At 41.0% G+C, this 25,447-nt stretch carries 20 protein-coding genes and 1 pseudogene; 15 read left to right on the top strand and 6 right to left on the bottom strand.

The annotated features are described in order from the left end of the window. Positions 1–103: 103 nt before the first annotated feature. Both ABMY41_RS14980 and ABMY41_RS14975 read right to left on the bottom strand, forming a co-directional pair. Complete coding sequence (locus ABMY41_RS14980) at positions 104–934, bottom strand: hypothetical protein (RefSeq protein WP_349275273.1); 831 nt, start codon at positions 932–934, stop codon at positions 104–106. Positions 935–1,436: 502 nt separating this feature from the next. Beyond that, entirely contained in the window at positions 1,437–3,095 is a 1,659-nt protein-coding gene (locus tag ABMY41_RS14975) for a hypothetical protein (protein WP_289098600.1), read from the bottom strand. 247 nt (positions 3,096–3,342) lie between these two features. On the opposite strand from ABMY41_RS14975, the gene ABMY41_RS14970 reads away from it, so the two are divergent. The 4 genes and pseudogenes from ABMY41_RS14970 (at position 3,343) to ABMY41_RS14955 (ending at position 6,538) form a co-directional block, all read left to right on the top strand. After that, positions 3,343–3,597 (top strand): YfhL family 4Fe-4S dicluster ferredoxin, encoded by a 255-nt coding sequence (locus ABMY41_RS14970; RefSeq protein WP_054562570.1) that lies wholly within the window; start codon positions 3,343–3,345, stop codon positions 3,595–3,597. Positions 3,598–3,705: 108 nt separating this feature from the next. Further along, positions 3,706–4,485: pseudogene (locus ABMY41_RS14965) on the top strand (PAS domain-containing protein); the annotation flags it as partial. Continuing rightward, complete coding sequence (locus tag ABMY41_RS14960) at positions 4,465–5,025, top strand: methyl-accepting chemotaxis protein (RefSeq protein WP_289098606.1); 561 nt, start codon at positions 4,465–4,467, stop codon at positions 5,023–5,025. The pseudogene ABMY41_RS14965 and the gene ABMY41_RS14960, both read left to right, overlap by 21 nt. Before the next feature lie 196 nt (positions 5,026–5,221). Next, the gene (locus tag ABMY41_RS14955) at positions 5,222–6,538 is read left to right on the top strand and encodes a methyl-accepting chemotaxis protein (protein ID WP_287244054.1); all 1,317 of its coding nucleotides are present in this window, start codon (positions 5,222–5,224) and stop codon (positions 6,536–6,538) included. Between the two features lie 2 nt (positions 6,539–6,540). Here ABMY41_RS14955 and ABMY41_RS14950 read toward each other — a convergent pair whose 3' ends face one another. Together ABMY41_RS14950 and ABMY41_RS14945 are read right to left on the bottom strand one after the other, a co-directional pair. Continuing rightward, positions 6,541–6,792, bottom strand: a complete 252-nt coding sequence (locus ABMY41_RS14950) for a TIGR03643 family protein (protein WP_175082865.1) — start codon at positions 6,790–6,792, stop codon at positions 6,541–6,543. A 45-nt stretch (positions 6,793–6,837) separates the two neighbouring features. Next, positions 6,838–7,722, bottom strand: coding sequence for a LysR family transcriptional regulator (locus tag ABMY41_RS14945; protein WP_349275270.1), 885 nt, complete (start codon positions 7,720–7,722; stop codon positions 6,838–6,840). 102 nt (positions 7,723–7,824) lie between these two features. Between ABMY41_RS14945 and ABMY41_RS14940 the strand changes: the two genes are divergently transcribed. The 3 genes from ABMY41_RS14940 (at position 7,825) to ABMY41_RS14930 (ending at position 10,261) form a co-directional block, all read left to right on the top strand. Further along, complete coding sequence (locus ABMY41_RS14940; RefSeq protein WP_349275269.1) at positions 7,825–8,454, top strand: NAD(P)-dependent oxidoreductase; 630 nt, start codon at positions 7,825–7,827, stop codon at positions 8,452–8,454. A gap of 68 nt (positions 8,455–8,522) precedes the next feature. Beyond that, a complete protein-coding gene (locus tag ABMY41_RS14935; RefSeq protein ID WP_349275267.1) occupies positions 8,523–9,545 on the top strand; it encodes a galactose oxidase in 1,023 nt (340 codons plus the stop codon). Beyond that, the gene (locus ABMY41_RS14930) at positions 9,542–10,261 is read left to right on the top strand and encodes a Sir2 family NAD-dependent protein deacetylase (protein ID WP_349275265.1); all 720 of its coding nucleotides are present in this window, start codon (positions 9,542–9,544) and stop codon (positions 10,259–10,261) included. The genes ABMY41_RS14935 and ABMY41_RS14930 overlap by 4 nt, the downstream gene beginning before the upstream one ends. Positions 10,262–10,293: 32 nt before the next feature. On the opposite strand, the gene ABMY41_RS14925 is transcribed toward ABMY41_RS14930, so the two are convergent. Both ABMY41_RS14925 and ABMY41_RS14920 read right to left on the bottom strand, forming a co-directional pair. Beyond that, a complete protein-coding gene (locus ABMY41_RS14925; RefSeq protein WP_349275264.1) occupies positions 10,294–11,889 on the bottom strand; it encodes a carboxylesterase family protein in 1,596 nt (531 codons plus the stop codon). A 195-nt stretch (positions 11,890–12,084) separates the two neighbouring features. Beyond that, positions 12,085–15,024, bottom strand: coding sequence for a TonB-dependent receptor (locus ABMY41_RS14920; RefSeq protein ID WP_349275262.1), 2,940 nt, complete (start codon positions 15,022–15,024; stop codon positions 12,085–12,087). A 199-nt stretch (positions 15,025–15,223) separates the two neighbouring features. Between ABMY41_RS14920 and ABMY41_RS14915 the strand changes: the two genes are divergently transcribed. From ABMY41_RS14915 to ABMY41_RS14880, 8 genes are all read left to right on the top strand, one after another. Then, positions 15,224–16,471, top strand: a complete 1,248-nt coding sequence (locus ABMY41_RS14915) for an amino acid deaminase (protein ID WP_349275260.1) — start codon at positions 15,224–15,226, stop codon at positions 16,469–16,471. Positions 16,472–16,482: 11 nt separating this feature from the next. Next, positions 16,483–17,334 (top strand): MurR/RpiR family transcriptional regulator, encoded by an 852-nt coding sequence (locus tag ABMY41_RS14910; RefSeq protein WP_287242689.1) that lies wholly within the window; start codon positions 16,483–16,485, stop codon positions 17,332–17,334. Between the two features lie 2 nt (positions 17,335–17,336). Further along, positions 17,337–18,794: a D-aminoacylase gene (locus ABMY41_RS14905; RefSeq protein WP_175078756.1), complete on the top strand. Its 1,458-nt coding sequence runs from the start codon at positions 17,337–17,339 to the stop codon at positions 18,792–18,794. 1 nt (position 18,795) lies between these two features. Continuing rightward, entirely contained in the window at positions 18,796–19,179 is a 384-nt protein-coding gene (locus tag ABMY41_RS14900) for a RidA family protein (protein WP_130052824.1), read from the top strand. Positions 19,180–19,307: 128 nt separating this feature from the next. Beyond that, on the top strand, positions 19,308–20,756 hold the full coding sequence (locus tag ABMY41_RS14895; protein WP_289098585.1) for a sodium:solute symporter family protein: 1,449 nt from the start codon (positions 19,308–19,310) through the stop codon (positions 20,754–20,756). Next, the gene (locus ABMY41_RS14890) at positions 20,749–21,663 is read left to right on the top strand and encodes a sugar kinase (RefSeq protein ID WP_289098584.1); all 915 of its coding nucleotides are present in this window, start codon (positions 20,749–20,751) and stop codon (positions 21,661–21,663) included. Before ABMY41_RS14895 ends, ABMY41_RS14890 begins: the two co-directional genes overlap by 8 nt. Before the next feature lie 3 nt (positions 21,664–21,666). Next, positions 21,667–23,970, top strand: a complete 2,304-nt coding sequence (locus tag ABMY41_RS14885; RefSeq protein WP_287244397.1) for a family 20 glycosylhydrolase — start codon at positions 21,667–21,669, stop codon at positions 23,968–23,970. Between the two features lie 142 nt (positions 23,971–24,112). Beyond that, entirely contained in the window at positions 24,113–25,429 is a 1,317-nt protein-coding gene (locus tag ABMY41_RS14880) for a PAS domain-containing methyl-accepting chemotaxis protein (protein ID WP_349275256.1), read from the top strand. Positions 25,430–25,447: the final 18 nt, after the last annotated feature.

Raw genomic sequence — 25,447 nt, 5'->3', positions numbered from 1 at the left:
TAACGAGGGCTTGATTATAGTGAGACCAGTTTGTGATTTTGCTCATTGTTGTTGCACGGGCTAGTAGGATATAGATGATCTGATCACAGGCTGGCAAGATAGTTCAAACTTTTAGGAAACAACGCCATTCATTATCTGTGTAGCCTTCATACTTTCTTATTTCACATCTTTTCTTAGATAAATATAAACTTTTGACATTATTAAAAGGGTTGTTCTTATAATTTAGTCTGTCTATTGAAAACTTAAATAAATCTTTAACGCGATGGAAAATAGTTTCTACATATTCTCTTGTAAGATCACGCTTTAATTTCGTAAATGCTAGTTGAATATCATCACTTGTAATATCAATAAACCTTTTATCAACACCAATGATAGTTGAAAATTTTCTAAGGTAGCATGAATACGTTCTAATGGTTCCATCTGAAAATGAACGACGATTACTTTTTTGCTCTTGTTTTAATTCTTCTATATACAGTTCAGCAACTTCCCCAAGCGTTTGACCATATAGGTGATTATCTAAAATGATGGCGCTAAGCCTAGCAGCTTCAGCGACTGTCATTGTTTCAAAGTTACCTAAAAGAGTACTTTTTAACCCAATTTTTTTATCAAAATGTGCAAAAACTTTTACGACTCCATTTGGATAAAAAACGTATCTTAAGTTTTTTTCACTGTCATATTTAGACATCCTACGATCTTTTTTTGGTTGACCTGGTTCTGGTTCTGGGTATTCAATTGCTGCAGCGCATTCAGATAATATTAAAATATCTTTATCACTATATGGTGGTTTAATACTGTCGAATTTCGACTTGCTAATACACTCACTTTCACTTTGCTTCTCAGACTCATTTTCACTTGTTATCTTAGATAGGTTTCTAATTTTATCTAATATTCTGCTTATTTTATTTTTCTTAAACTTCTTGTTGGTTTTTTTCATATTTTATTAAGTCTTTATTATTTCATCTGGGATGAATTAACGTTGTCGCTTTTTTATTATGTTGAATGAGTTTTTTGATTGCTGCAATAGGGGGAAGCCTTGCCAGCTATGGCTTTAAGCCTATGACTACTAAGATCATTTTGGTGGTGAAATTAAATGGCTTTGTTTAAGCTACTGATAAGTCGTTTATAAGCTTATTATCAAATCTGAGCTTTTTGGTGGTGTATTAGTATGTTTTGGGTACTAAACTTTTTTAAATTTTTTTTAATAAAATTTTTTAACGATTTTTGTGTACTTTTTATAAATTCTTTGTAAGTTCATAAAAATTCAATACTTTTCTTCGTTCTACCGTTAAATTTATTTTTGCCAATACTATTTATTATTTTTGAGCGAAAAGTGTTCATTACCTTTGTTGTTGTACGAAAAATGACCCGGCTTTACGCTAAGTCATTATTTAGTTTCTATATGCTCTTTCAGTATACTTTTCGGATGAGAATTTAGCTTAAACAGCAATATCATCAAGGTAACTTTCGATTACAGTTCTACCATCTTTAGTCAGAATTAGCTCTTTAACTGATTTTCCTGTATCGCCAAAAGGCTGATTTATGAATTGAATGTATGCACCTTTATGGACAAGAGATGCTTTAATTCGCTCTCTTAGCGCTTTCTTATGTTCCTTATCTTTGATTATTTTTTGTTGGTTTACCTGAAATGCTGTAGGCCTTAACTCTAAGCTTTGAAACTCATGGACTCGTTTTAAAATGCTGACCTCGTGTAACTTAAATACATTGAACTTAAGTTTTGTTGAAGTGCCGTAGAGCTCTTCAGATTTATCGTAGTTAAGCCCATTCGGATCATCAGACTTTCTCAAATGATGAAGTGCTAACCGGGTTAAGTCTTCTGCATGCTTAAAGTGGTAGCCGTTTGATAGCAACAGCTCTTTTGTATTGGATTTAAAAAAGCTTCTACACATAGTACAAAATGCACCCGCAGAGCCTTTCATTACAATCTGTTCGATATCGCCTTTTACTGCATCAAATGGAGAATAGTCTTTGATAATTTTATCGAGGGAGCGTTTAGAAAATTGCTTCATAGGGTCGCGTGGTTGCAGAAAAATGAACTCTTGATTGCAATTAGGTCGTGCCGATTCCATCCATGCCCTTTGTTCAAGGATAATAGTTCGCATCATTTTTGTTAGTGGGAGTCTGTATTCTTTTTGGTTTTTCATTTCACCACGTACACCTACGATGGATGACGGAAAAGTTATTAAGGTCGGAAAGGTAATACTATTCAGCCATGACCATTTCATTTGAGGAATGTTGATAGGCCTCAAGCCCGTTAAAATCATAAACCTGGCTGCGTTCTTCTGGTGAATGCATGGCGTAGTTGCAAGGTTGATCCACAACTCTGCAATTGAATCTAAGTCCGTGTAGGCTTGGCACGGGCGGGGAGTATCAACTCGATCCGAAACATAATAATCATCGATGTCAGCAGCAGGATTACGGCCATTGTTAAACTTATTTTTGGCAAACTTCCATATACGCCTTATTTGAGCAAATAGCTCTATGGCTTGGTTGTTGGATTCGCTAGCAATAATTTTATCAATGATTCGCTCAAGATCCCCTGCCGTAATACTTTGAAATCTCGTTTTCATATTAAAGTACTGCTTAAGCTTTTTTACTCTGCACTTATATGTTCTCAATGAACCGGCTGCAAACTTTGTTGGTGCGAGTAAATGTCGGTTTGTCAGGTTCTGCTCATACTCTTTAAAAATAGTGTTTAAATCGGCGAATATCGTTCTTCCCTCTAATATCGTTTGCGTAAGCTCTCTTGCTTTTGCAATGGTGAGTTCTTGTAACTCCCCTAGCTTTACGTTTCGGATCTCTAATTTTTTTGGGAAATTAGAATAGAAAATGACCTTACCTTTTGGGGTGAAAACGAGCCGTAAATTGTGTTGTTGCTCATATTTAGACAAACGAACCAAGGGCTTATTTTTAATCCCTTGTTTTAAAGCAACTTTTCTCTCAAAATTTGAAATTATTTGAATCGCAGTAACACACTTTTTTATGTACAACATTGAAAAAGGTGCCTTCGTCTCTCTCCAAACCGCTTTTGCTTTAATGTATTCGGCTTTTGTAATGGGTTTATTCGTGTTTTTCATTTCTCTAAAACTCAGGTTTATTAAGCCCTGCAGGCCTGTCGTTTGATCTAGATCAACAAAATTTAGAGTGGGGTAAAGTAGAATGCGCGACCGCTTTTGTAACGGCTGCTCATAAACAGAGTGTGCTACGAATTGTGTTATTATTTATCGAATATTTTTTAAACTAAGCTTGTTTGAAAAATATATGTGTTACATACCTACTCATGTAACTATTTGTTTTATAGTGATTTATGTTCGAGGGCATTAAATGGCATTACTCATCAATAACAAATGTATTAACTGTGATATGTGTGATCCTGAGTGCCCGAATGAGGCTATTTATATGGGCGCGAAGATATATCAAATAGACCCAAATAAATGCACTGAGTGTGTTGGGCATTACGATAACCCTACTTGTGTGAGTGTGTGTCCTATTGATTGCATTAAGCCAGATCCAAATCATCGTGAAACTTTAGATGAGCTAGCAGAGAAATACGTTAAATTGACCTCTCAAGCTTCTTAGTTAAATCACTTTTCTTAATTCTTTTTGCTTATTTTAAAGTAGCGCCCTGCGTTAATTGTTCTACAATTTTATGAACAACAACACGTTAATAAAAAATCAGGGCGTTTTATGTGGTTTAATAAATCCTTACAGGCTGAAATTGATGCGTTAAAAGCTGAGCTTTATCCGCTAAAAGATCTCACTTCGGGTATTGATGAAGAGATGTTGGTGCTTAGGCTGCGTGCTGATGGCACGATGGCTTATATTAACCAGAACTTTTTAGATGAATTAGGCTACTCGCACAACCAGTTAATTGACTCGCCTTTCCAAGATATTATTACTGAACAATCTCGAAATACTGACCAGTTTGTAGAGCTAAAAAACGCCATTGAAAATCAACAGCATGGAGTAGGGCACTTACAAATAACTCGCTATGACGGCAAGCTTGAGTGGCTACGATTAATTGCTCACCCGGTACACACAGAGCAAGGTGAGCTTAATTACTTTGCTATTTACGGCACTGTGCTTACCGATGCTATTTCTACTTCTCGTGAACAGCGCGACACTATAAATGCCATCTATCGCTCAATGGCGGTTATTGAGTTTGACCTTGAGGGCAAGGTTATTAACGCAAATGAAGCGTTTTTAGAGAGTATGGGTTATAAAAAAGATGAGATCGTTGGCAAGCACCATAGTATGTTTTGTGATCATGCACTTGTTGAATCTGCGGAATATGAGAAGTTTTGGCAGCGCTTAAGACGTGGTGAGTTTGTTGTTGATCGCTTTAAACGTGTTGACCGTCATGGCAATGAAGTGTGGCTTGAAGCTTCATACAACCCCATTTCAAATGATTTTGGTGAGCTTTACAAAGTGATGAAGTTTGCCACTGTGATCACTGAGCAAGTTAATCGTGAGCATGCAATTTCACAAGCGGCCGAAATTGCGTATGGCACATCAACTGAGACTGATAGACTCGCTCAACAAGGGGCTGAGGTGTTACAAAACACCATGACGGTGATGAATGAATTAGCTCAGCAGATGGAGCAAGCAGCCCAAGAGATTTCAGCCCTTGATAAACAGTCACAGCAAATTGCAGCCATTGTGCAAAGTATAAGTAGCATTGCGGAGCAAACGAACTTGCTGGCACTAAACGCAGCAATTGAGGCTGCTCGTGCAGGTGAGCAAGGCCGAGGTTTTGCAGTGGTGGCTGATGAAGTCAGGCAGCTTGCTTCAAGAACCTCAAAGGCCACCGAAGAAATTGTTGAAGTAGTAAATAACAATCAGTCACTTACGCAAAATACGGTAAAAGTTATTGAGCAAGGCAAGGTGAAAGCTGAGCAAGGTGTGTCTTTATCAAATGAGTCTGGCAAGATGATGGAAGACATACAACACGGTGCGCAGCAAGTGGTTGATGCAGTTGGACAATTTGCAAATCAACTGAATCACTGACAAAAAGCCTACTCAGTTAGGCTTTTACAATGCTATTTGATTAAATCATTTCTTATTTTGCTTCAAGAAACTTCCTAATGTCTTGAAAGCGGCTATTTATCCAACTTTTTTACGCTAATATCATCGAACGGTACAGATTTAGTAGTCCTTATCGAGCTACTCTGTGATGATTTTAGTATTTAAGGTGGGATGATTTATGTTTTTTACCCAACCATTGAAAGAAAGGATAGCTCAGTTAGAAGATGAATTGTTTAGCGTATCTCAAGTGAAAGATACATTAGATAATAGAATGTTTACGCTGGAGCTAGATAAGGAAGGTTGTATCACGTTTGCCAATACGCAAGTATTAGCAGAACTCGGCTATACAGAAGCCCAATTAATAGGAAAACCTCTGCTTGATTTGGTGCCTAGTACCGCTAAACAAGCTAAGCATTCCCTTCAGTTCAAACGAGCTATTTTAGATAAATCAGCTTGGGTCGGTGCTGTTCAACTTTTAAATGCGCAGGACCAGCATGTGTGGTTAAGAGCATTTTTTCATCCAACTTTAAATAAACAGCAGGGCTTTGAAAAGTTTGATCTTCACGCCAGTGTGCTGACCCGAACAATTGAAACATCACGAGAAAATAAAGACTTAGTGAAAGCAATTAATCGCTCAATGGCGGTTATTGAGTTTGATTTAGAAGGTCATGTTTTAAAAGCGAATGATCAATTTCTAGCGGGTGTGGGTTATGCAAAAGAGGAAATTATTGGTAAACATCACCGCATGTTTTGTGAACCTGAGGAAGCAAATTCAACTGGCTATACTGAGTTTTGGCAGAAATTACAAAAAGGCCAATTTATCTCGTCACGATTTAAGCGGGTGAATAAGTTTGGTGAACCCATTTGGTTGGAGGCGACTTACAATCCGGTTTTTAACGAGCAAGATGTGCTTTATAAAGTCGTTAAGTTTGCCACTGTGATCACCGAACAAGTGAATTTAGAAATGGCTGTGTCTCAAGCGGCTGACATCGCTTACGGCACATCTACCGAAACTGATAAAGCAGCAAAGCAAGGTGCCACTGTTTTAGATGAAATGGTTCATGTAATGGATGATTTGGCGAAGCAAATGGAGCAAGCTGCAGCTGAAATGGCTGAGCTCGATAAACAATCACAGCAAATTGCTGCCATCGTACAAAGTATTAGTAGTATTGCGGAGCAAACAAACTTATTAGCGCTTAATGCAGCAATTGAAGCGGCCCGTGCTGGTGAGCAAGGCCGGGGTTTTGCGGTGGTTGCTGATGAAGTCAGGCAGCTTGCTTTAAGAACCTCTAATTCGACAGTCGAGATTGTTGATGTTGTAAAACAAAATAGGTCTTTGACTAAACATACAGTAGAGGTGATTGAATTAGGAAAAACCAAAGCTGAGCAAGGATTTAACCTCGCTTCTGAATCAGGAAGTATGATGAGCGACATTCAACATGGCGCTCAAAAAGTGGTGGATGCAGTTGGCCAGTTTTCACAAAAGATAAAGTAACTTTATCTGTGTTTATATTGGGTTTTACAATAACCACGGGATATATCTGGATGGCGTAGTTTTAGGTGTTTGGTTTGCCTACCTGATGCGCGTTTTCGCCAAAGTTTAAAACTCGAGCTTGTTAATTGCTCACGCATTAGCGCGATAACGCTTTTTTCATTTAAACCAAACTGTTGGTTTATTGCTTCAAACGGAGTTCTGTCTTCCCACGCCATCTCTATGATGCGTGATATTTCATGATCTAAGTGCTGCATTTCGGCTCCTTTTTATAGCCTATACGTATTTGCAGCAGGTTTAGATTATAAGATATCGTGTTGCCAGTGCTCTGCTAAAAAGTCGATGAACGCTTTGACCACATTTTGTTGGAAGTTTCGTGATAAATACACCGCCCATAAGTGAGAGCCCATAGTAGTATGCTCAGGCAGTACTTTAACAAGCTCACCTGATGCCAAATAGTCATTGGCGAGATCGCAAGGTAGGTGAGCAATGCCCATTCCTTGTTTTGCTGCTTTTAAAAGCACCCCCATATCGTTGGCAACAATGTTGCCCTTAACCGTGACTTTTTGTGTGTTGTCGTCGTGTTGAAATTGCCAAATAGTGTGTTTGTTATGAACTAGGCAATTGTGAACAGATAAGTCACTCGGCTCATTAATCGCTGGGTTCGCAGCTAAATAATCGTTAGAAGCACACACCGCGGTTGCGATATACATTAGCTTACGGGCAATAAGACCTTCATCGGGCTGGTGAATGTAACGTAAAGCGATATCAACACGGTCATCAACCAACTGCGATAAACTATCTGAAAGTAACAGTTCAAATCGCGTCTGTGGGTGGCGTTTAGTAAACTCTTTAATGGCATCAAACAGTTTATGTTGGCCAAGCCCGATCGGAGAGGCAACTCGAATGGTACCTACCAATTCATTGTTATGGCTGTGTGCTCGGCTTTGTAAATCAGATACTTGATTTAATATTTGCTGGCAATAGCTAAGGGCTTCTTCGCCTTGAATTGTTAAACTCACTTTGCGTGTTGTGCGATGAAACAACCTTAAATTTAGCCACTTTTCTATATCTTGAATATGTCTAGAAACTTGTAATCGGCTTAAACCTAAATGCTCTGCAGCCTGAGTAAAGCTGCCGGTACGGGCAACCTCGACAAAGCTAGTAATTGATTTGAGTTTATCCATTGGTATCTTCAAATGAAACAATGTGTAACTATATAGTGTATTTATCAGCAATTAGTGAGCAAGTAAACTGCAATCATTGAAACAAACAACGGAGAATTCCTCATGAAATTAGCAGTTATTGGCGCAACAGGTTGGATTGGCAGCCACATTACTTCAGAAGCAATCGCACGTGGTCATCGAGTAAATGCATTAGTTAGAGACGCAAGTAAAGTAACCCAAGAGAACGTTATTGTGACTGAATTTGATTTAACTAAAGACGATATCGCAACTGCAGCTGCTGGTAGTGATGTTGTTATTGCTGCAATTGGTGGTCGTGCTTTAGGTAACCATGAAATTGTTGCAAACACAGCAAAGCAATTGTTAAACGCGCTTGCAGGTACTGGTACACGCATTTTATGGGTGGGCGGTGCAGGTAGCTTAGAAGTCGCCCCCGGTGTAACACTGGTATCAAGACCAGATTTTCCTGCTGAATACAAAGCAGAAGCCATAGCTCAAGGTGAAGCACTTGATGTATTTAGAGCCTCAACAGTAGATACAGCTTGGACCTTTGTATCACCAGCTGCGGTCATTTACCCAGGTGAGTCAGAAGGCCCGTACCGTGTTGGTGGCGACAGCTTCTTTACTGATGCAAAAGGCGAAAGCAAAATATCAGTCACTGATTATGCTAAAGCGATGCTTGATGAAACACAATCGGCAGCTCATCTAAATCAACGTATTAGTATTGCTTACTAATAGTGAGTCTTTCTTCAGGCTCATAAAATGGTATTCTTTAGCGATGTGTTAAGTTACCTATTTAATTTATGAGCCTGTTATTTTCTATTGCACTTGCAACCATACCTGCTTTACCAGAAGCCGTCGCGAACAATGCTGTTGCCAAAGTTGTTATTGATGAACAAGCCTACTTTTTAAGTTTTATGGGCTTGAGCTCAGGCAAAGCACATACCGATGTTCACAATAAAGTGTGGGTCCTTAAGGTGGGCGATAACGCGTGGCAAGCAGCCAAAGCCGTGCCAAGTACATTGCCTCTTAGTGGCCGTTTGGCGAGTACCGCAGTGGGTGTGGGTCAGCATGCGTATGTATTTGGTGGGTATACCGTTAGCGCCGATCATCAAGAAATCTCTACACCCGATGTATATCGCTATGATGTGCTCTCTAATTCATATACGCAACTTGCCAATATGCCAGTGCCGGTGGATGACAGTGTGGCGCTTTCGTACCAGCAGCGTTATATCTATTTAGTCAGTGGTTGGCATAACGATGGTAATGTTAACTTAGTACAAATGTATGATACGCAAACAGATACTTGGCAACAGGCTTCGCCATTTTTAGGTCAACCGGTGTTTGGTCAAGCGGCGGCAATTAGTGGAAACACTATATTGGTGTGTGATGGCGTTAAAACACAGGCGAATGCTGATAAGCGTCGTTCTTTTGCTGCGGTTGCACAGTGTTTAAAAGGTACAATTGATGCTAATAACCCATTAAAGATAGATTGGCGTACCGTGCCACACCCAACAGGTGTTGCCCATTACCGTATGGCAGCAACCAGTTTTAATGGCGACATTTATATGATGGGCGGCTCAGATAACCCATATAACTACAATGGTATGGGGTACGATGGTAAACCAGCGCCAGCGAGTGATCATGTTTGGCGCTTTGATGTTGATAAAAGCACGTGGCAAGTGATGCCAAAAGCCGATACCGCGAGTATGGATCATCGAGGTTTATTAGAGCACCAAGGAAGTTTGTATCGTCTGGGTGGTATGGATAATAATCAACAAGTGACAGCCGATGCACTTGCTTACAAGGTAAAGTTATCTCTATGAATACACTCTATATTACAGGGGCGGGAGTGAGTGCCGCTAGCGGTATACCGACCTTTCGTGGCGAAGATGGTTATTGGACCATTGGCAGCAAAAATTATACGCCGATGGAAATGGCAACGCGTGCTATGTACGAAAATAATCCCCGCGAATTTTTAGCTTGGTATTATCATCGTTTTGCAACCTATCGCCATCACGGTCCCAATGAGGTACATCATTGGTTGAGTGATAAAAATCTCATTACACAAAATATCGATGGTCTTGATGGCAAAGCTGGTAACACCGATTTTATTGCTATTCATGGTCGCCTAGATCAAATGACACTGTTTCACCATCAAGGTGACGATGTGATGGCTTTTAACGCGCCGTGGGATAATGTCAACGAAGTCAACCTCCACAACTCCTTGCTTGAGGTGTTCAATATCAATAACGAAAGCCCCAAGCTCAACGAATCCTTTAAGCCTTACGTGTTGTTATTTGATGAATACTACACTGAGCTTTATCGAATCTCTGAGGCGCAACAGCGCATGCTGGATGCCGATAAAATCGTCTTTATTGGCACCTCGTTTAGCGTCAATATTACCCAAATGGCACTCGATATTGCACGCAGTCAAGGCACGCCAATTGAAGTAGTAGACCCAGATCCTACTCACGTATTTCATCCTAATGTGACATACCACAAGATGACAGCGCTTGAGTATGTTCAGCAGCAAGGATAAAAATAGGCGCTTTAATTAAGCGCCTTATTTGATTATTGTTTTTCAGCTTTGGTTGCAGTGATGTTTAACCGAGCTTGTAAGGGGTCCGGTAAAAACTCTGCAGTCCCTGATTTATTCATTTGCAGTATAAAAGATTCATCATTTTTATATGCTTGCCAAGTAGGTAACCCTGGGCCATTTGGTGTGCCTAATTTAATAAAATTAGTCACATAACGGTGCATTATTTTAGCGGCTTGCTTATCTTGTTCAGTGGTTACATGCCCATATTTCGCTGCCACAGTATTAAAAAAGTACGGAATTTCGCTAGCGTGCTCTGCACCGGGTTTATCTAAAGTTTGCGCTACATAACCAAAACGATACAAAAAGGCATCGTTACCCATATCTGTCACACGTTTTGCAACGAACCTTGCGGGCTCTTGCATTAACGCATCTTGACCAACTTGGTAATTGAGTAAAGGCAATGGCGTTTCGCCGCTTGCATCGTAAGTCATTTTTGCTTGTGTACTGTGTGGAGCAAAACTTGCGAATAGCGCTTCTTTAGAAGCAAAATTAGCAAAGCCTAAATCCATATCTGTTGTGCCAACCATGGTCGCAACATGGCTAAATGTGCCTTTACTCAAGCGTGCTTCTGCCGCCGAATTGATGATAGTGCCATCAATAATTGGCCCGCCAACGTAAGTAGACTCATCATTATTTTGTCGATTTAATGTGCTCAAATTTAGGTTATCAACCACCTCTTCGGCAGATAACTCACGTAGTGCAGCAAGGGCATTTTCATCTCTGCCTAAAATGGTGTGTTGCTTGGCAAAGTTTTCGCCAATTTTTTCGGCGCTTAATACGGTGTCATCATCACTAGTTAGAGGCAACTGCTTAAATAGTTCTCGTCCGCCCGCTGACATAATAATCGCTTGCTGGAATAAGCCATTAGCAGCAGGGGTTTGCATCATCGCGTGTACCGATGCGCCTCCTGCAGATTCACCCATGAGTGTCACTTTTGCAGCATCACCACCAAATTGAGCGATATTTTGTTTCACCCATTCAAGGGCCGCAATTTGATCCATCAAAGCGTAATTGCCCAGTGCATCGTTCTCAAAACGACTAAGAGCAGGGTGCGCAAAAAAGCCAAATCTGCCTAGGCGATAATTAAAGCTAACAAAAATAACCCCTTGTTTAGCAAAGCTTTCACCCGAGTAAACAGCGGGTGATGCGCCACCATTTACAAAGCCACCCCCGTGTATCCATACCACAACGGGATAAGGAGCATCGCTGTGTTTAGTGGGTTTAAACACATTTAAATAAAGGCAATCTTCCGAAGGGGTTGTTGTAAGCGGTGCAGCGTCGGCTGCAAACGGCTTTTGCATGCAGTCAGGCGCGTAATCGTTTAGTACTTTTACATATTGCCACTTAGGCACAGGTTGCGGTGCTCGCCAGCGTAACTCTCCTACCGGAGCTGCTGCATATGGAATGCCTTTATAGGCAATAAAACGCCCTTCTTTTTGCCCTTGGATGAGCCCGCCAGTGACGGCAATATGATCAGATTGAGGTTGTTCTTGGCAGCCTTGCAAAAATACAGCAGAGCCTAATATAAAAGATGAGTAAAAAATCGATTTGAGAATACGCGATGTCATAACAAAGCCTAGGCTGTTTGGGTAAGGCTTATAATATTAACATATTCAGATAGTAACAACGAGAAAACCAGCATAGCTACAAGGGGAGGCTATGCTGGTTTTAGTATTTGGCTAAACCACGCGGAGCGTTGTTGTTTAAAAAGGCCAAGCAGGCCTTTTATCACTTGGGCAGAAGTGAGCCAAATTAGATCAACCTTAGAAGCGTGTGCGAATACCTAGTGTAATACGACGCTCAAAGATATTTTGAGTTATCACATTATCTGACCACTGTGCGTAAATATCTTCTTTTTCTTCGGTTAAATTACTGACAGATGTATAAATACTGGTATCTTCAGCTAACTCATAGCCAGCATAGAGATCGTAGTACAAGGTGCTTTTAGTCCAAAATGGCATCACACCTTCACCCATAGCTGAACTTAAGCTATCTAAACGATCACTACGATAGTTTGCTGCTAAACGAAGTTGTAATGGGCCTTTTTCGTACCACAGAACAGCATTTGCTGATTTTTCTGAGTTGTCTTGGATTGGTAAGCTTTTGCCATATACATCAACGTTAGCGCTATCACTTGGTGCGTAAGTAAAGTTAAGTGATGTACCTAAACCATCAAATGGTGCTGGTAAGAAATCAAATGCTTGTTGATACGTTAATTCGAAGCCTTTAATTTCACCACCTTCACCATTAATTTCAGTAGTAACAGGTACTTCACGACGAATCACCCCATCAATATCAGGTAAGCCCATCATCACAGTACCATTTTCAACAAAAGACTCAATATCCATTAAGAATGCTGAGAGACTTAATAAACCACTTTCATTAAAATACCATTCAGCTGATAAGTTATAGTTTGTAGCGCGCCAAGGCTCTAGGTCAGGGTTACCATTTTGGCGACCCTGAACCGCAACTAGTAAATCAGGACTCACACCAAGTTCAGCGGCAAGAACATCACCAGCACGAGTACGGCCCACACTTATACCCCCAGCAAGTTTACCAATGTCCAGCGTTGTCATTGTTTTGCCGTAACCAGCACGTAAAATAATATCTTCAGTCAGATTTAAATTAAAGTTCATTGATGGTAAAAAATCTGAGTAATCACGATTTAACCATTTTTCACCTGTTTTCTCGCTAGCAGTACATAGTGAGCACGGACGTGCTGAGCCTAGCTGGTTTTGTAACATGTCGAGTTCAGTTTTGATGTATTGTGCACCAAGATTCGCGGTGTAGCTCATATCACCAAGTTCACCCGTAAAATTGAACTTAAAGTATGCTGATTGTGTTTGCTCTTTTACTTGGTAGGTACGTGATGGATTCGCTAAACGTTTATTACCAGGGTAAATGGCATTTTGAAAAGCCATAGGGTCATCCATTACTTTTGGATCAATCAAGTAAAAGCCTTGATTAGAGCCTCCTGGGCCAAAGTCACTTACTTGGTGTACCCAACCATCCGGTAAATCACTAAAGAAGTTAGTATTGCCAATAGTTAAGTCACCACCAGCTACACTATTTTCACCATCACCATTGGTATCGCCTAATGAGGCACCTGAGTCTTTCCACATAACGTCAGCACTTAAGTCGCCAGTTGTGAATGGGGCAACTAGAATGTAAGTTTCTCGCTCAACATCACGCTTTGATGCTCGAATACCAAAATCAACGTTTGTGAGGTGCTCTGTTGAAAATTCATAGCGACCGTCGATGCGCGCTACATCGAGTGTTGCTTCTTCTTCAAAGTTATTTTCTGAATATGTAGATACTAGGTTATATTGATTGATGTCGCTGCCGAAGCCATCTTCAAATCCGAGCGTGATGTACTCACCGCCACGAGAAAAATCAACTGCAACCGAATCAGGACCAACACCGTTAGGGTTTACTGGTGTTGCACCTGTACCATCATTTCTAAGTAAACCATGTTGTGCACCAGAGGTTAAATAACCGTGAGCAACGTTTTCTGTGTGACCTCGTTCAGCACTGCCGTGAATATAGCGAAACTCGCCAGAAAGAGGGCCATCACCTTGATATTCGAATAACATGCTGACATTAGTTGATTCGCGATCATTCGTTAAGCTCTCTGAGTAAGCACTTACACGGCGAGCCAAAAAAGTAGCATCATTTACAGTATAAATTAGACCACCTTGATCATTGTCTAAGCGTGGAATGAAGCTATCTGAATATGCCCAAATATCGCCGCGAGCATTATCGATCATCATGCCTTGTTTTCTGTCTGCATCATCCATGTTGGTGTAGAAAATATCACCGGTAAACGTCACAGCGTCTGAAATTTGATATTGAACCGTAGTGTTTAAACCTAAACGTTCACGCTCAGTTTCACGGTGCATCACACCATAAAAGCGCTGACTATAGAAGCTATCATTTAAATCACCATCACCGTTAAAGTCGCGAGTTGTTTCATTTTGAATTTCGCTTGATGTCAAAATTGTACCGTTTCGGTAGTTCGCAAGCGTACCTTCATCGTAAGCAGCAGTAAAAATAATCCCAAAGTCATCGTTGTTATAACCTGCAAAAGCAACCAATTTGGGATCTGTTTCTTCTGATAAATTTCCGCGTGTAGCTTCTCCTGTGAATGAGAAAGTAGTCCCTTGCTTTAAATCGAATGGTCGGCGTGTTTTAAGATCTAAAGTGCCCGATATACCCCCTGCCAGCGTATCTGCTTGAGGTGATTTAAGTACGTCAATACCTGAAAGTAGCGCTGCAGGCACATCCGTGAAGTCAGGTTGTAAAGTGGTAATTGAACCCGCACTTAAAAACTGTTCGCCATTTAACAGCGTTGTCACTTGCGGCATACCGCGAACATTGATGGTTGAACCTTCCCCCGCCGAGCGACGAATTTGAATACCTGGAATGCGTTGTAAAGTATCTGCGATCGTTACATCGGGTAATTTACCAATGTCTTCAGCGGTGATTGAATCCATTACACCAGTACTAAAGCGTTTGTTATTTATATCTTGCTTATTACTGGCTGCAATACCACGAACTTCAATGGTTTCGATTTCTTCATTTGTTAAAGAGTTTTGATCTGCAGCAATCGCATTAAAGCTGGTATAACCGCAAATAACAGCAGCAACGGCATTAGCCGTGATGCTGCGACTCAGTTTATGTTGGCGACGGGTTTGAGATTTCATTTTAACGTTCCTCATCCTGTTTATTTTAGGGTAATTATTATTTTCTGTTAATTTGTAACACGTATTGACTGTGCCTATGTTATTAATTAACATTAGATTTAACAAAATTGCAATAACAATTACATTAAAAGCGTTATATTTTTTGTTTGATTTTTAAACTACGGCCATTAACTGGTTGATTTGTAAGCAGGCTTTCAAAATGAAAAAATTTAGTGTCGCAAACCTAGAAACCGTAAATAGAGCTAATAAAGGGCTTGGTAATTACCAAAAGCTATGTTCATCCGGTTGGAATGTCGCTAAGCAAGATGTCAGTTTGCCTTGTTTATGCCTGTATGAATCACGCTTAATAAATAATATTAAGTGGATGGCTGACTATACAAAAAAAAGCCATGTTCTTTTTGCACCGCATGGTAAAACAACGATGACTCCTGCAATTTTTAAAAAGCAACTAGCGGCAGGGGCTTACGCAATAACGGTCGCAACAGTTGCCCAATCACATGCCGCTGTAAAAAGTGGAGCAAAACGAGTGCTAATGGCAAATCAATTAGTGGGCCGTGCTAATTGCCAGCAATTAGATGAGTTGCTTGTTGCTAACGACATAACCTTTTATTGCTTGGTTGATAACCTAGATAATATACGCATGCTTGGTGAGTACTTTGCTAACACTAAGCATACGATTCATATGCTGATTGAGCTTGGTGTATCGGGAGGGCGCTGTGGCGTTGTTGATAGTAAAGAACTGGCATTATTGGTTGCAGAAATAGCTAACTATCAATCGCTTGCATTGGCTGGCATCGAAGTTTATGAGGGAGTGCTATCGCAAACAGAAGCGGTAAGTCAGTTCCTTGAATATGCAGTCGCAACGTGTAAGCAATTAATTGCTGATAACGCATTTGACACACAACAAGTGATGATTACTGCGGGAGGGTCAGCTTTCTATGACTTAGTGTGTGAGGCATTTCACCCTGACAAATTGACTCAAAACATGGTCGCTGTGCTTCGTCCTGGCTGTTATGTCACTCATGATCAAGGTATTTACGAGCAAGCACAGCAGCAAATTTTAGCGCGAAATGAATTGGCATGCTCTTTAGAAACTGAGCTTACCTCATGCTTAGAAATTTGGGCGTATGTGCAATCAATACCTGAACCAGGTCGCGTGATTATTGGTTTTGGTAAGCGAGATGCTGCATTTGATGCGGGGTTCCCAATTCCTTCACTACAGGTCGATCAAAACGGGCAAGTAAGCAAAGCAGATCCCGCTTGGAAGATAGAGAAAATGATGGACCAGCACGCAATGATGAAAGTACCACTCGATTGTACACTTCGAGTTGGCGATATTGTCGCGTTTGCTACTTCACATCCGTGCTTAACATTTGATAAGTGGCGCTACATCAATGTGATTGATGATAGCTATAACGTAGTTGATGTGGTCGAAACTTATTTTTAGGAGATAGACGATTGGATATAGTTTCAAGAATAAAAGAGCGCTTAGGGCATTTGCGCCAATCAGAACAAGCCGTCGCTCAATTGATTTTGGCGGATCTGCAGTTTGCAGCTTCTGCAAGTATTAGTGATTTAGCAGGTAAAGCGAATGTTAGTCATGCATCGATTACCCGCTTAGCAAAAGCACTAGGTTGTAGCAATGTACGTGATATGAAGTTACAACTAGCGCAATCTTTAGCTGTAGGCGAGCGTTTTATAAATGAAAATACTACGCAGCGAGAAGATATCCCCGCTATTTACAAAGCAATTCACGATATTTTAGATATCAACGCAGGGCTAATTAAACAAGCCGATGTCGAGCAAGCTGCCCAATATATTGCCAATAGCCGACATAGCTTAATTTTTGGTGTTGGTGGTGGGAGTTCCGTCGTTGCACAGGAATGCCATAACCGCCTTTTTAGACTAGATATTTTAAGTAATGCCTACAGTGACCCTGTGATGATGCGTATGACGGCGGCAAGTGTTGATGTGAGCGACGTCGTTGTGATGCTATCTCTGACTGGTTGTGCTCGTGACTTGATTGATACTGCGCGTATTGCAAAAGAGTATGGCGCTAAGGTTATCGCAATCTGCCCGCAAAGTGAGTTGGCTGATTTAGCCACGATTCATTTGCCAATCAAAACTAACGAATCTGATTATATTTTTACGCCAAGCACCGCGCGATACGCAATGTTAGCGGCAGTTGATGTGTTAGCAAGTGAAGTCGCTATTTTGACGCAAAAGAAATCTCGCGAAAAACTGCGCCGCATAAAGCATGAGCTTGATCAATATCGTCAAGGACCGGACCGCGCACCGTTAGGAGATTAACTATGCAGTACACTGTCGCACAACCTGTTGATACATTAATTCAAGGTGCTAAAGTATTTGATGGCCTTGGTAACGAAGCGCGTACTTGTGATGTAGCTATAAACGCTGATCGTATTGTTGCCATTGGCGAATTAACGTCATTATTAGCAAATGAAGTTATTGATGCTAAAGGCCTATGCCTTGCTCCAGGGTTTATTGATGTTCACACGCACGATGACCTTGAAGTACTACGCAATCCAAATATGGCTGCAAAAATCAGTCAAGGTGTCACTACCGTAATCACAGGAAATTGTGGGATCAGTGCAGCCCCTGCAATTGTTAAAGGATGCGCCCCCGATCCGATGAACTTACTTGGCGCAGCCAGTGAGTTTAAATTTGCCAATATGGCTGATTATATAACAGCAATTCAAAGCGCACCTTCGAATGTCAATGTAGCCGCTTTAGTTGGTCACACAACACTTCGTAATAATGTAATGGATGATTTATTACGCGCGGCGACTGAAAGCGAAATTACCCAAATGTGTCAGCAGCTTGAAAGTGCATTAAATGCTGGCGCGCTGGGGTTAAGTACCGGGCTTGCCTATAAAAATGCGAATTTTGCCACAACTGATGAAGTTCAAGCGTTTGGGCCGGTGCTAAAAGCACATAATGCGTTGTACACAACGCATTTGCGCACCGAATTTGATGCAGTGCTGGACGCTATGGATGAAGCATTTGCGATGGAAAAGCTGTTTGAAATTAAGGTGATCATTTCTCACCTCAAGTGTGCGGGTAAAAATAACTGGGGACGCGCGCCTGAGTTAATCGAACGGTTTTCAGTTCAGGGAGCGCATTCTCGTTGTAGTTGTGATGCGTATCCTTATGCAGCTAGTTCAAGTACATTAGATTTAAAACAAGTGACAAGTGATTTTGAAATTTTTATCACGTGGTCAGAACCACATCCAGAAATGGCCGAGCGCTCACTACAAGAGATTGCTGATGTTTGGCAGTTATCATTAATTGATACCGCTAAAAAGCTGCAACCAGCGGGCGCTGTGTACCATGGTCTGAACGAAAAAGACGTAGCAATGATACTCGCTTTTGATAAAACCATGATTGGTTCAGATGGCCTCCCTTGTGACCCTCACCCACATCCACGTTTATGGGGATCTTTCCCTCGTGTGTTAGGCAAATACGCTCGCGAAGACGGTATTTTTTCACTTGCGACAGCGATCCATAAAATGACAGGGTTAAGCGCAAGTAATTATGGTTTAACCGATCGTGGTGAAATTGGCTTAGGCAAGTTTGCTGATCTGGTTCTTTTTGACAGCGATGCCATTTGCGATAACGCCACATTTATTAATTCCGAATTGCCGGCTTCAGGCGTCCATCGTGTATGGACCAACGGGCAGGCAACATTTCTTAATGACCAAGTTGTGCCTGCACACTCGGGCAAATTTTTAACATCAGTTGGAGAATAACATGATCAGACGTATTGGTATTGAAGGTGGTACAGGCACCGGTGGACAGCATTTACCTTTTGCTCGAGCGATAGAAGCAGGTGGTTGGTTAATGGTTTCGGGGCAGACACCAATGAAAGATGGTGAAGTTGTTGAAGGTGGGATAATTGAGCAGTCGCGTTTAGCGATTCAAAACTGCATCGATATTATGGATGAGGCTGGTTATGGTCTTGAGCATGTGGCGCATGTAAAAGTGATCTTGACCGACTCTCGCTATTTTCAGTCGTTTAATAAGGTATTTAAAGAATTTTTTGGCGAACATCCGCCGGCACGTATTTGCGCAGTCGCAGATTTGGTTGTTGACTGTAAAGTCGAAGTTGATGTGACTTGCTATAAAGCACCTTAAAAAATATTAAAGCGTTCAACAGCAAAGGCTGTTGAACGTAAAAAGCACGAAACGAAATTATAACTATAAGCACCAAGCCAAACAGCAAGTAATCATAATAATGAGGCTTAGGTGAAGCAGGATGTCGTATGAAGTGGCAATTATTAATGGCCTTTTTAGGTTATCTGATTTTTATGATCTGGTTTGGCTGGTGGGTTAGTCGTAACAGCAAAACGGGTGACGATTTTCTTTTAGGCGGACGAAACCTTCCTCTCTTTTTAACCTTAGGTACCACCGTTGCAACTATGGTAGGAACAGGCTCATCGATGGGGGCCGTAGGGTTTGCCTACAGCAATGGTTGGGCTGGCATGATATATGGGCTAGGAGGTGCGTGCGGCATTTTGTTGCTGGCTAAACTGTTTGCGCCGGTTAGAAAACACGAATTTATGACAATGAGCGAAGAAGTATCGTTTTATGTCGGTGCCAACCCACTTGTTAAAAATACGATTGCTATTTTCATTTTTGTAGCCAGTATCGGTTGGCTTGGCGCGCATATATTGGGTGGTGGTATGTATTTGGCTTGGTTAACAGGTTTATCGCCGCTCAGCGCTAAATTATTTATCGCACTTGGTTTTAGTATTTATGTCGTTATTGGTGGTTATGTAGCCGTTGTATGGACTGACTCTATTCAAGCGCTTGTGTTGTTTATTGGGTTTTTCTTGATGGCGGGTGTCGCGCTGTATCAAGCAGATGGTTTAGTCGCCATAAATCAAGCACAACCTTTATTAAATCAAAGCTTTTTATCGTTAGATAAAATAGGTGTAGTGCATGGGGTTTCGTTATTTTTTGCCGTGTTGGTTGGCGTTTTAGTCGCGCCTTCATTTCGTCAACGTATTTATTCTGGCAAGCATGTGAAAAGTATCCGGCAGTCGTTTTATTTATCAGGCGGCTTATATCTGCTTTTTGCAATCGTGCCAGCGATTATTGGTATGGCTGCATACAAACTAAACCCATCACTTGAAAACAGCGCATTTTCTTTCCCTTACATGGCCTTTGAACTACTTCCATTTGGCTTAGCTGCGTTGGTTATTATTGCAGGGCTCTCAGCCACTATTTCTAGTGCCAGCTCAGATGCTATTGCAGCTGTTAGTGTGCTTATACGTGATATTTATATGCTGGTATTTAAACGGATGCCGCATGCAAGTGAAGTTATAATGCTTTCGCGAATTGGCCTGGTGCTAACTATTGGTACCGCGTTGTTATTAGCGTTACTTACCAATGATGTGATTGGTTACATAACCAATATGATTGCCACTTTGATGTCGGGATTATGTGTTTGTGTACTACTTGGGCATTTTTGGCCTCGCTTCAATTGGCAAGGAGCAATGACAGCCTTGTTCGTGTCATTCCTTGTATCGATGGCAGTCATTTCAACACCGAGTTGGCAAGCTTATTGGAGTAATCCAATTATTCCAGCGACAACTGCTTCAATGCTTCTTTCGGTATTTGTAACGCTCATTACTCCAAAACAAACATGTGATAGTGAACAAGCATTAGCAATTTTAAATGCACAAAGAGAGGCGATGCATCATGATTAAAATCGCATTTTTTGGTGAAGCTATGCAGGAATTAAATGACGAGCACGTACTTCGCTTTGGTGGTGATGTTTATAACACTGCAGTGTACTTTAAACGCCTAGCACCACAGGCAGATGCACACTTTGTTAGTGCTATCGGTATTGATGAAATAAGCCAAGCTGCCCAGACGCTTTGGCGACAGCAAGGGTTATCACTTTCGTTTGTGCAAACGTCAACGGATAAAACATTAGGCCGTTATGGAATTACAACTGACAATCATGGTGAGCGAAAATTTTGTTATGCACGAAGTGACAGCGCTGCCAAACAATTTTTTCAGTTAGATACGCAACATAACTTTATAGAGTCGTTGAGATCTACACACTTTAGCCATTGTTATTTATCAGCAATTAGTCTCGCTATTTTAGATACAGCTAAACGGCAGTTATTACTCGATGCGTTAGATGACTTTAAGCGTGCAGGTGGCAAAGTGATTTTCGACAGCAACTACCGCTCGGTTCTTTGGCAATCTGAGCAAGCAACTCCGTTTTATTTAACCGCTTACAACCTTGCTGATTATTTATTTGTGACTGACGATGATCATTATGGCGTTTTTGGTCAATGTGATGAGAAAGGAATAGTCAGCTTTTATCAACAATTTTCTAATAAACTGGTGATTATTAAGCGAGGTGTAGCCGATACTTTAGTGTTCAATAACAAGGAAATACAACGCTTTGCTGTGCCAAAAGCTGAGCATGTTGTGGATACCACCTCCGCTGGTGATGCCTTTAGTGCTGGTTTTTTAGCTGAATATTTTTACTCGCATGATACACAACAGGCTATAAGTATCGCACAACAATTAGCGCTACAGGTTATCGCTCAAAAAGGAGCGATAGTGCCAACAACAATCCAAATAGCGAATGAGGGTTAAGTAATGACTTATTTTTTACGTTTATTGATGTGTGTTTTATGCGTGACAGGTACAGCCATCGCTAAACCGCCATTGTTGATGCCCATGCCTGTAAGTGTGACAAATCATGATGGTCAACTGCAACTGACATCGAGCCACCTATCTGTCTACCTTAATGAAAAGTACAGAAACTCAAGTAAGTTACTATTTGAAAATGTGGCGTTTTTACAAAATTTTACATCTGTTTCTTGGCAAGATAAGCGCAGTGCTCAGTTAAAAATTGAGGTGGCTGATTGGCTGGATGATATCCCTAGATTAGATGTCGATGAAAGCTATCAATTGATTATTAGCACTGAAGCCATAACACTTAAAAGCCAAACACAATTTGGCATGTTGCGCGGTTTTGCAACGCTCAATCAATTGCTATTTTCAGCAAACACACCTTATCAACTTAATGCAATGACAATCAACGATGCACCCACTTATCCATGGCGAGGGTTGCTATTTGATAGTGTAAGGCATTTTTTACCTATTAGTGATGTTAAACGGACGTTGCGAGGGCTAGCATCGGCAAAGATGAACGTATTTCATTGGCATTTAACCGATGATCAAGGCTGGCGTGTTGCCCTTAAAAGCTACCCGAAATTACACCAAGTTGCATCCGACGGACTTTTTTATACCGCAGAAGAAATCAAAGATGTCGTAGCTTATGCCGCAAGTTTAGGGATCCGAGTTGTACCTGAGTTTGATGTGCCTGGCCATGCGAGTAGCATCGTGCTTGCTTACCCTGAGCTTGGTAGCGGGACAAAACTTGATGGTATAGAGCGTCGCTGGGGGGTATTCAGGCCTTTATTAGATCCAAGTAACCCTAACGTGTATCGGTTTGTTGAAGATGTTGTTAAAGAATTGACGGAGTTATTTCCTGATCATTATTTACATATTGGTGGTGATGAAATAGATGACAGAGATTGGCAAGAAAATACTCAAATACAATTGTTTATGGCCAAGCATAAACTCTCTGATACCCATGCCTTACATGCTTATTTCAATCAGCGCGTTGCAAATATATTAGCTAAATATAATCGCAAGATGATAGGTTGGGACGAGGTGCTTCACCCCAACTTACCCAAACAAACCTTAGTGCAATCTTGGCGTGGCCATCATTCTCTCGCGGCTATTCAAGAAGCGGGGTTCGATGGTTTATTATCGAGTGGTTTTTATATTGATCAACCACAATGGACCAGTTATCACTATCGTAACCACCCAGAACCAATAAAATCAAAAACGCTTTCAGCTAAAGAGGTGATCAACCACTCAACGTTTACTTTGACGCGCTTAAAAGGAAGTTCCGTTAACGGAAAAGTGACGGTATTTAGAGATACTCAATCTTTGTTAGCAGCTTTGGTATCCATAGAAGGAAAAGGGCGTTTCATTACTGACCAAGCTTTGCAAAAAGAGCATGGTTTTGAGTTATTGATAGACACGTGGATGGGGCCTACTAAGCTTTTTGTCGGAAAAACTACAAGTAATCAAGCTGCATTTGTTGGTAATACTCCATACGAGATGAAAAGCAAGTCAGAAAACAAACCAAGCTTAAGGGCACTTAATAATGCTCTTCACGAAGAACAAGGTAAAGATAAAGGCGGCAGGGTGTTGGGCGGTGAAGCAACGTTATGGGCTGAACTTTTAACGACTGAAAGTCTAGATACGCGTTTATGGCCTCGTTTATATGCCATTGCAGAGCGATTTTGGTCGCCAAAAACGCAAGTAGATGAGCGAGATATGTACCGTCGCTTAGTGGTGATGGATAAGTTTGCTTTGCTACATGGTGGTAAACATAAGCAACAACTTAATGAGCGGTTAAATACATTGTTAGACGACAATGTAACTCAAGATGAAATTGCTAAATTATTAAAATTTAGTGAATTTTTAGAGCCTGCACATTATTACACCTTGCATCACCTAGCTTATTTACGTGATGAGTATCACCATGGAGCTCCCCTAGATAAACTAGTAGATGTGCTGCCAGTTGAAAGCTTAATGCTGCGTGAGTTTGATTATAGTGTAGATGACTATATGCAGACATGTTCTAAATCTCTTGAGACTTCATTGCAATTTCAAGTTGATGAATGGCGTGATTTTATTAAGCATAACAGGTACTTAATTGAACGAGTTGCAGAGTGGAAAAACCCCTACCTACAAATTAAAAACGCGCTACAGTCAAAAGAGTCACAGCCCATTATTAATAATAATGGCACGATAGCTCAGTTAGTGGCTTCATTAAATCAATATCACAAAGTGTCTTCGCTTTGCAAAAATAGTGGTTAATGAGTAAATCAAAAGAGCGTTAGTTTCGGGTTTTATTCTGAGCTAACGCTCTATCTGTAGAGATAAGCGGTACTTTTTTTGATGTGAATCTTTTTCTTACTGGGCTAAACTTTAGCTAAGTACCTTAACAACTGGTGTTTCAATGTGGTTTAGTAAAAATAAAGATCAACTCATTGATGCTTTGCAGCATGATGTTGATAGAAGTCAGCAATATTTAGCTGGGATCAGAGAAAATATTGCTTATATCGAATTTACACCAGATGGAACTGTTCTCGAAGCCAATGATTTGTTTTGTAAAACAATGAAAGTGCAAGCGGGCGATATTATTGGTCAGCATCATCGTAAGTTTTGTGCGCCTGAATATAGCAGCTCAAAAGAGTATCAAACGTTTTGGCAAGATATCGCTAAAGGCCAAGCCAAGTATGGGGTTTTCTCGCGCATAAATGGTGCTGGCGAAGATATTTGGCTGCGTGCAACCTATTTTCCCGTTCGCGGTGATGATGGTAAGGTGCGCTGTGCAATTAAGTTCGCTTCAGAGATTACTAAAGAAGTCGAAAAACTTGATGAAATGTCGGCAATCTATGATGCCGTAAATAAAAGCACCGCGATGATCCGCTTTACACCGGATGGTCATATTATTTCTGCAAATGATATTTTCTTAAATGTCGTTGGTTACAGTCTTGCTGAAATTCAAGGTCAGCATCACAAACTGTTTTGTTATGACGACTTTTATCAAAAGAACCCCAACTTTTGGCAAGAGTTGGCGAACGGGCGCATTTTTTCTGGGCAATTTTCTCGTAAAAAACGTGATGGCAGCCCGCTTTATTTAGAGGCAACCTATAACCCTATTTTTAATAAACAGGGTAAAGTGACACAGATCATTAAGTTTGCATCTGATGTCACCGCTAGAGTTAACAGCACCGAAGAAGTGAAACATGCAGCAGAAAATGCCGGCCACACGTCTGAAGAAACCTCGCAAGTCGTGACAAATGGTCAGCAACGAATTTTAAGCAGTGTTGCGTCATCAAAAAAAGTGAGCGAGCAGGTTCATCAAACCCGCGAGCTGTCGGATGTGTTAGCGCAGCAGTCATCACAAATAGGTGAAATTGTAACAACCATTAATAGCATCGCAGAGCAAACAAACTTACTAGCCTTAAATGCAGCGATTGAAGCTGCCAGAGCCGGGGAGCATGGTCGTGGCTTTGCGGTGGTTGCCGATGAAGTAAGAAATTTATCGCAACGTACTTCTGTGTCGACCAGTGAAATATCAGGCTTAATTGGAAAGACGCAAGAAATCGCAGCAAAAATGACGGCTCTTATTGAAGAAATTGAAGCTCTGTCTGGTGAGTCTCAGCAAAATGTTGAAGAAGTCAGCATGATCATGGAAGACATTAAAACCGGTGCAGATAAAGTGGTAGATCAGATATCCAAAGTAATTATTCGTTACGATACACTTTAAAGTAAAAAGCCCGCAGTG

The organism is Pseudoalteromonas sp. BZA4 (assembly GCF_040104395.1).
Taxonomy (GTDB): Bacteria; Pseudomonadota; Gammaproteobacteria; order Enterobacterales; family Alteromonadaceae; genus Pseudoalteromonas.
Note: the sequence above shows the minus strand (reverse complement) of the source record. Positions and strands in the feature narration are given on the sequence as shown.

What these genes read in the sequence shown, in the direction of transcription:
- ABMY41_RS14980 (WP_349275273.1), bottom strand. Translation starts at nt 934, where the DNA reads ATGAAAAAAACCAACAAGAAGTTTAAGAAAAATAAAATAAGCAGAATA.
- ABMY41_RS14975 (WP_289098600.1), bottom strand. Translation starts at nt 3,095, where the DNA reads ATGAAAAACACGAATAAACCCATTACAAAAGCCGAATACATTAAAGCA.
- ABMY41_RS14970 (WP_054562570.1), top strand. Translation starts at nt 3,343, where the DNA reads ATGGCATTACTCATCAATAACAAATGTATTAACTGTGATATGTGTGAT.
- ABMY41_RS14955 (WP_287244054.1), top strand. Translation starts at nt 5,222, where the DNA reads ATGTTTTTTACCCAACCATTGAAAGAAAGGATAGCTCAGTTAGAAGAT.
- ABMY41_RS14950 (WP_175082865.1), bottom strand. Translation starts at nt 6,792, where the DNA reads ATGCAGCACTTAGATCATGAAATATCACGCATCATAGAGATGGCGTGG.
- ABMY41_RS14945 (WP_349275270.1), bottom strand. Translation starts at nt 7,722, where the DNA reads ATGGATAAACTCAAATCAATTACTAGCTTTGTCGAGGTTGCCCGTACC.
- ABMY41_RS14940 (WP_349275269.1), top strand. Translation starts at nt 7,825, where the DNA reads ATGAAATTAGCAGTTATTGGCGCAACAGGTTGGATTGGCAGCCACATT.
- ABMY41_RS14935 (WP_349275267.1), top strand. Translation starts at nt 8,523, where the DNA reads ATGAGCCTGTTATTTTCTATTGCACTTGCAACCATACCTGCTTTACCA.
- ABMY41_RS14930 (WP_349275265.1), top strand. Translation starts at nt 9,542, where the DNA reads ATGAATACACTCTATATTACAGGGGCGGGAGTGAGTGCCGCTAGCGGT.
- ABMY41_RS14925 (WP_349275264.1), bottom strand. Translation starts at nt 11,889, where the DNA reads ATGACATCGCGTATTCTCAAATCGATTTTTTACTCATCTTTTATATTA.
- ABMY41_RS14920 (WP_349275262.1), bottom strand. Translation starts at nt 15,024, where the DNA reads ATGAAATCTCAAACCCGTCGCCAACATAAACTGAGTCGCAGCATCACG.
- ABMY41_RS14915 (WP_349275260.1), top strand. Translation starts at nt 15,224, where the DNA reads ATGAAAAAATTTAGTGTCGCAAACCTAGAAACCGTAAATAGAGCTAAT.
- ABMY41_RS14905 (WP_175078756.1), top strand. Translation starts at nt 17,337, where the DNA reads ATGCAGTACACTGTCGCACAACCTGTTGATACATTAATTCAAGGTGCT.
- ABMY41_RS14900 (WP_130052824.1), top strand. Translation starts at nt 18,796, where the DNA reads ATGATCAGACGTATTGGTATTGAAGGTGGTACAGGCACCGGTGGACAG.
- ABMY41_RS14895 (WP_289098585.1), top strand. Translation starts at nt 19,308, where the DNA reads ATGAAGTGGCAATTATTAATGGCCTTTTTAGGTTATCTGATTTTTATG.
- ABMY41_RS14890 (WP_289098584.1), top strand. Translation starts at nt 20,749, where the DNA reads ATGATTAAAATCGCATTTTTTGGTGAAGCTATGCAGGAATTAAATGAC.
- ABMY41_RS14885 (WP_287244397.1), top strand. Translation starts at nt 21,667, where the DNA reads ATGACTTATTTTTTACGTTTATTGATGTGTGTTTTATGCGTGACAGGT.
- ABMY41_RS14880 (WP_349275256.1), top strand. Translation starts at nt 24,113, where the DNA reads ATGTGGTTTAGTAAAAATAAAGATCAACTCATTGATGCTTTGCAGCAT.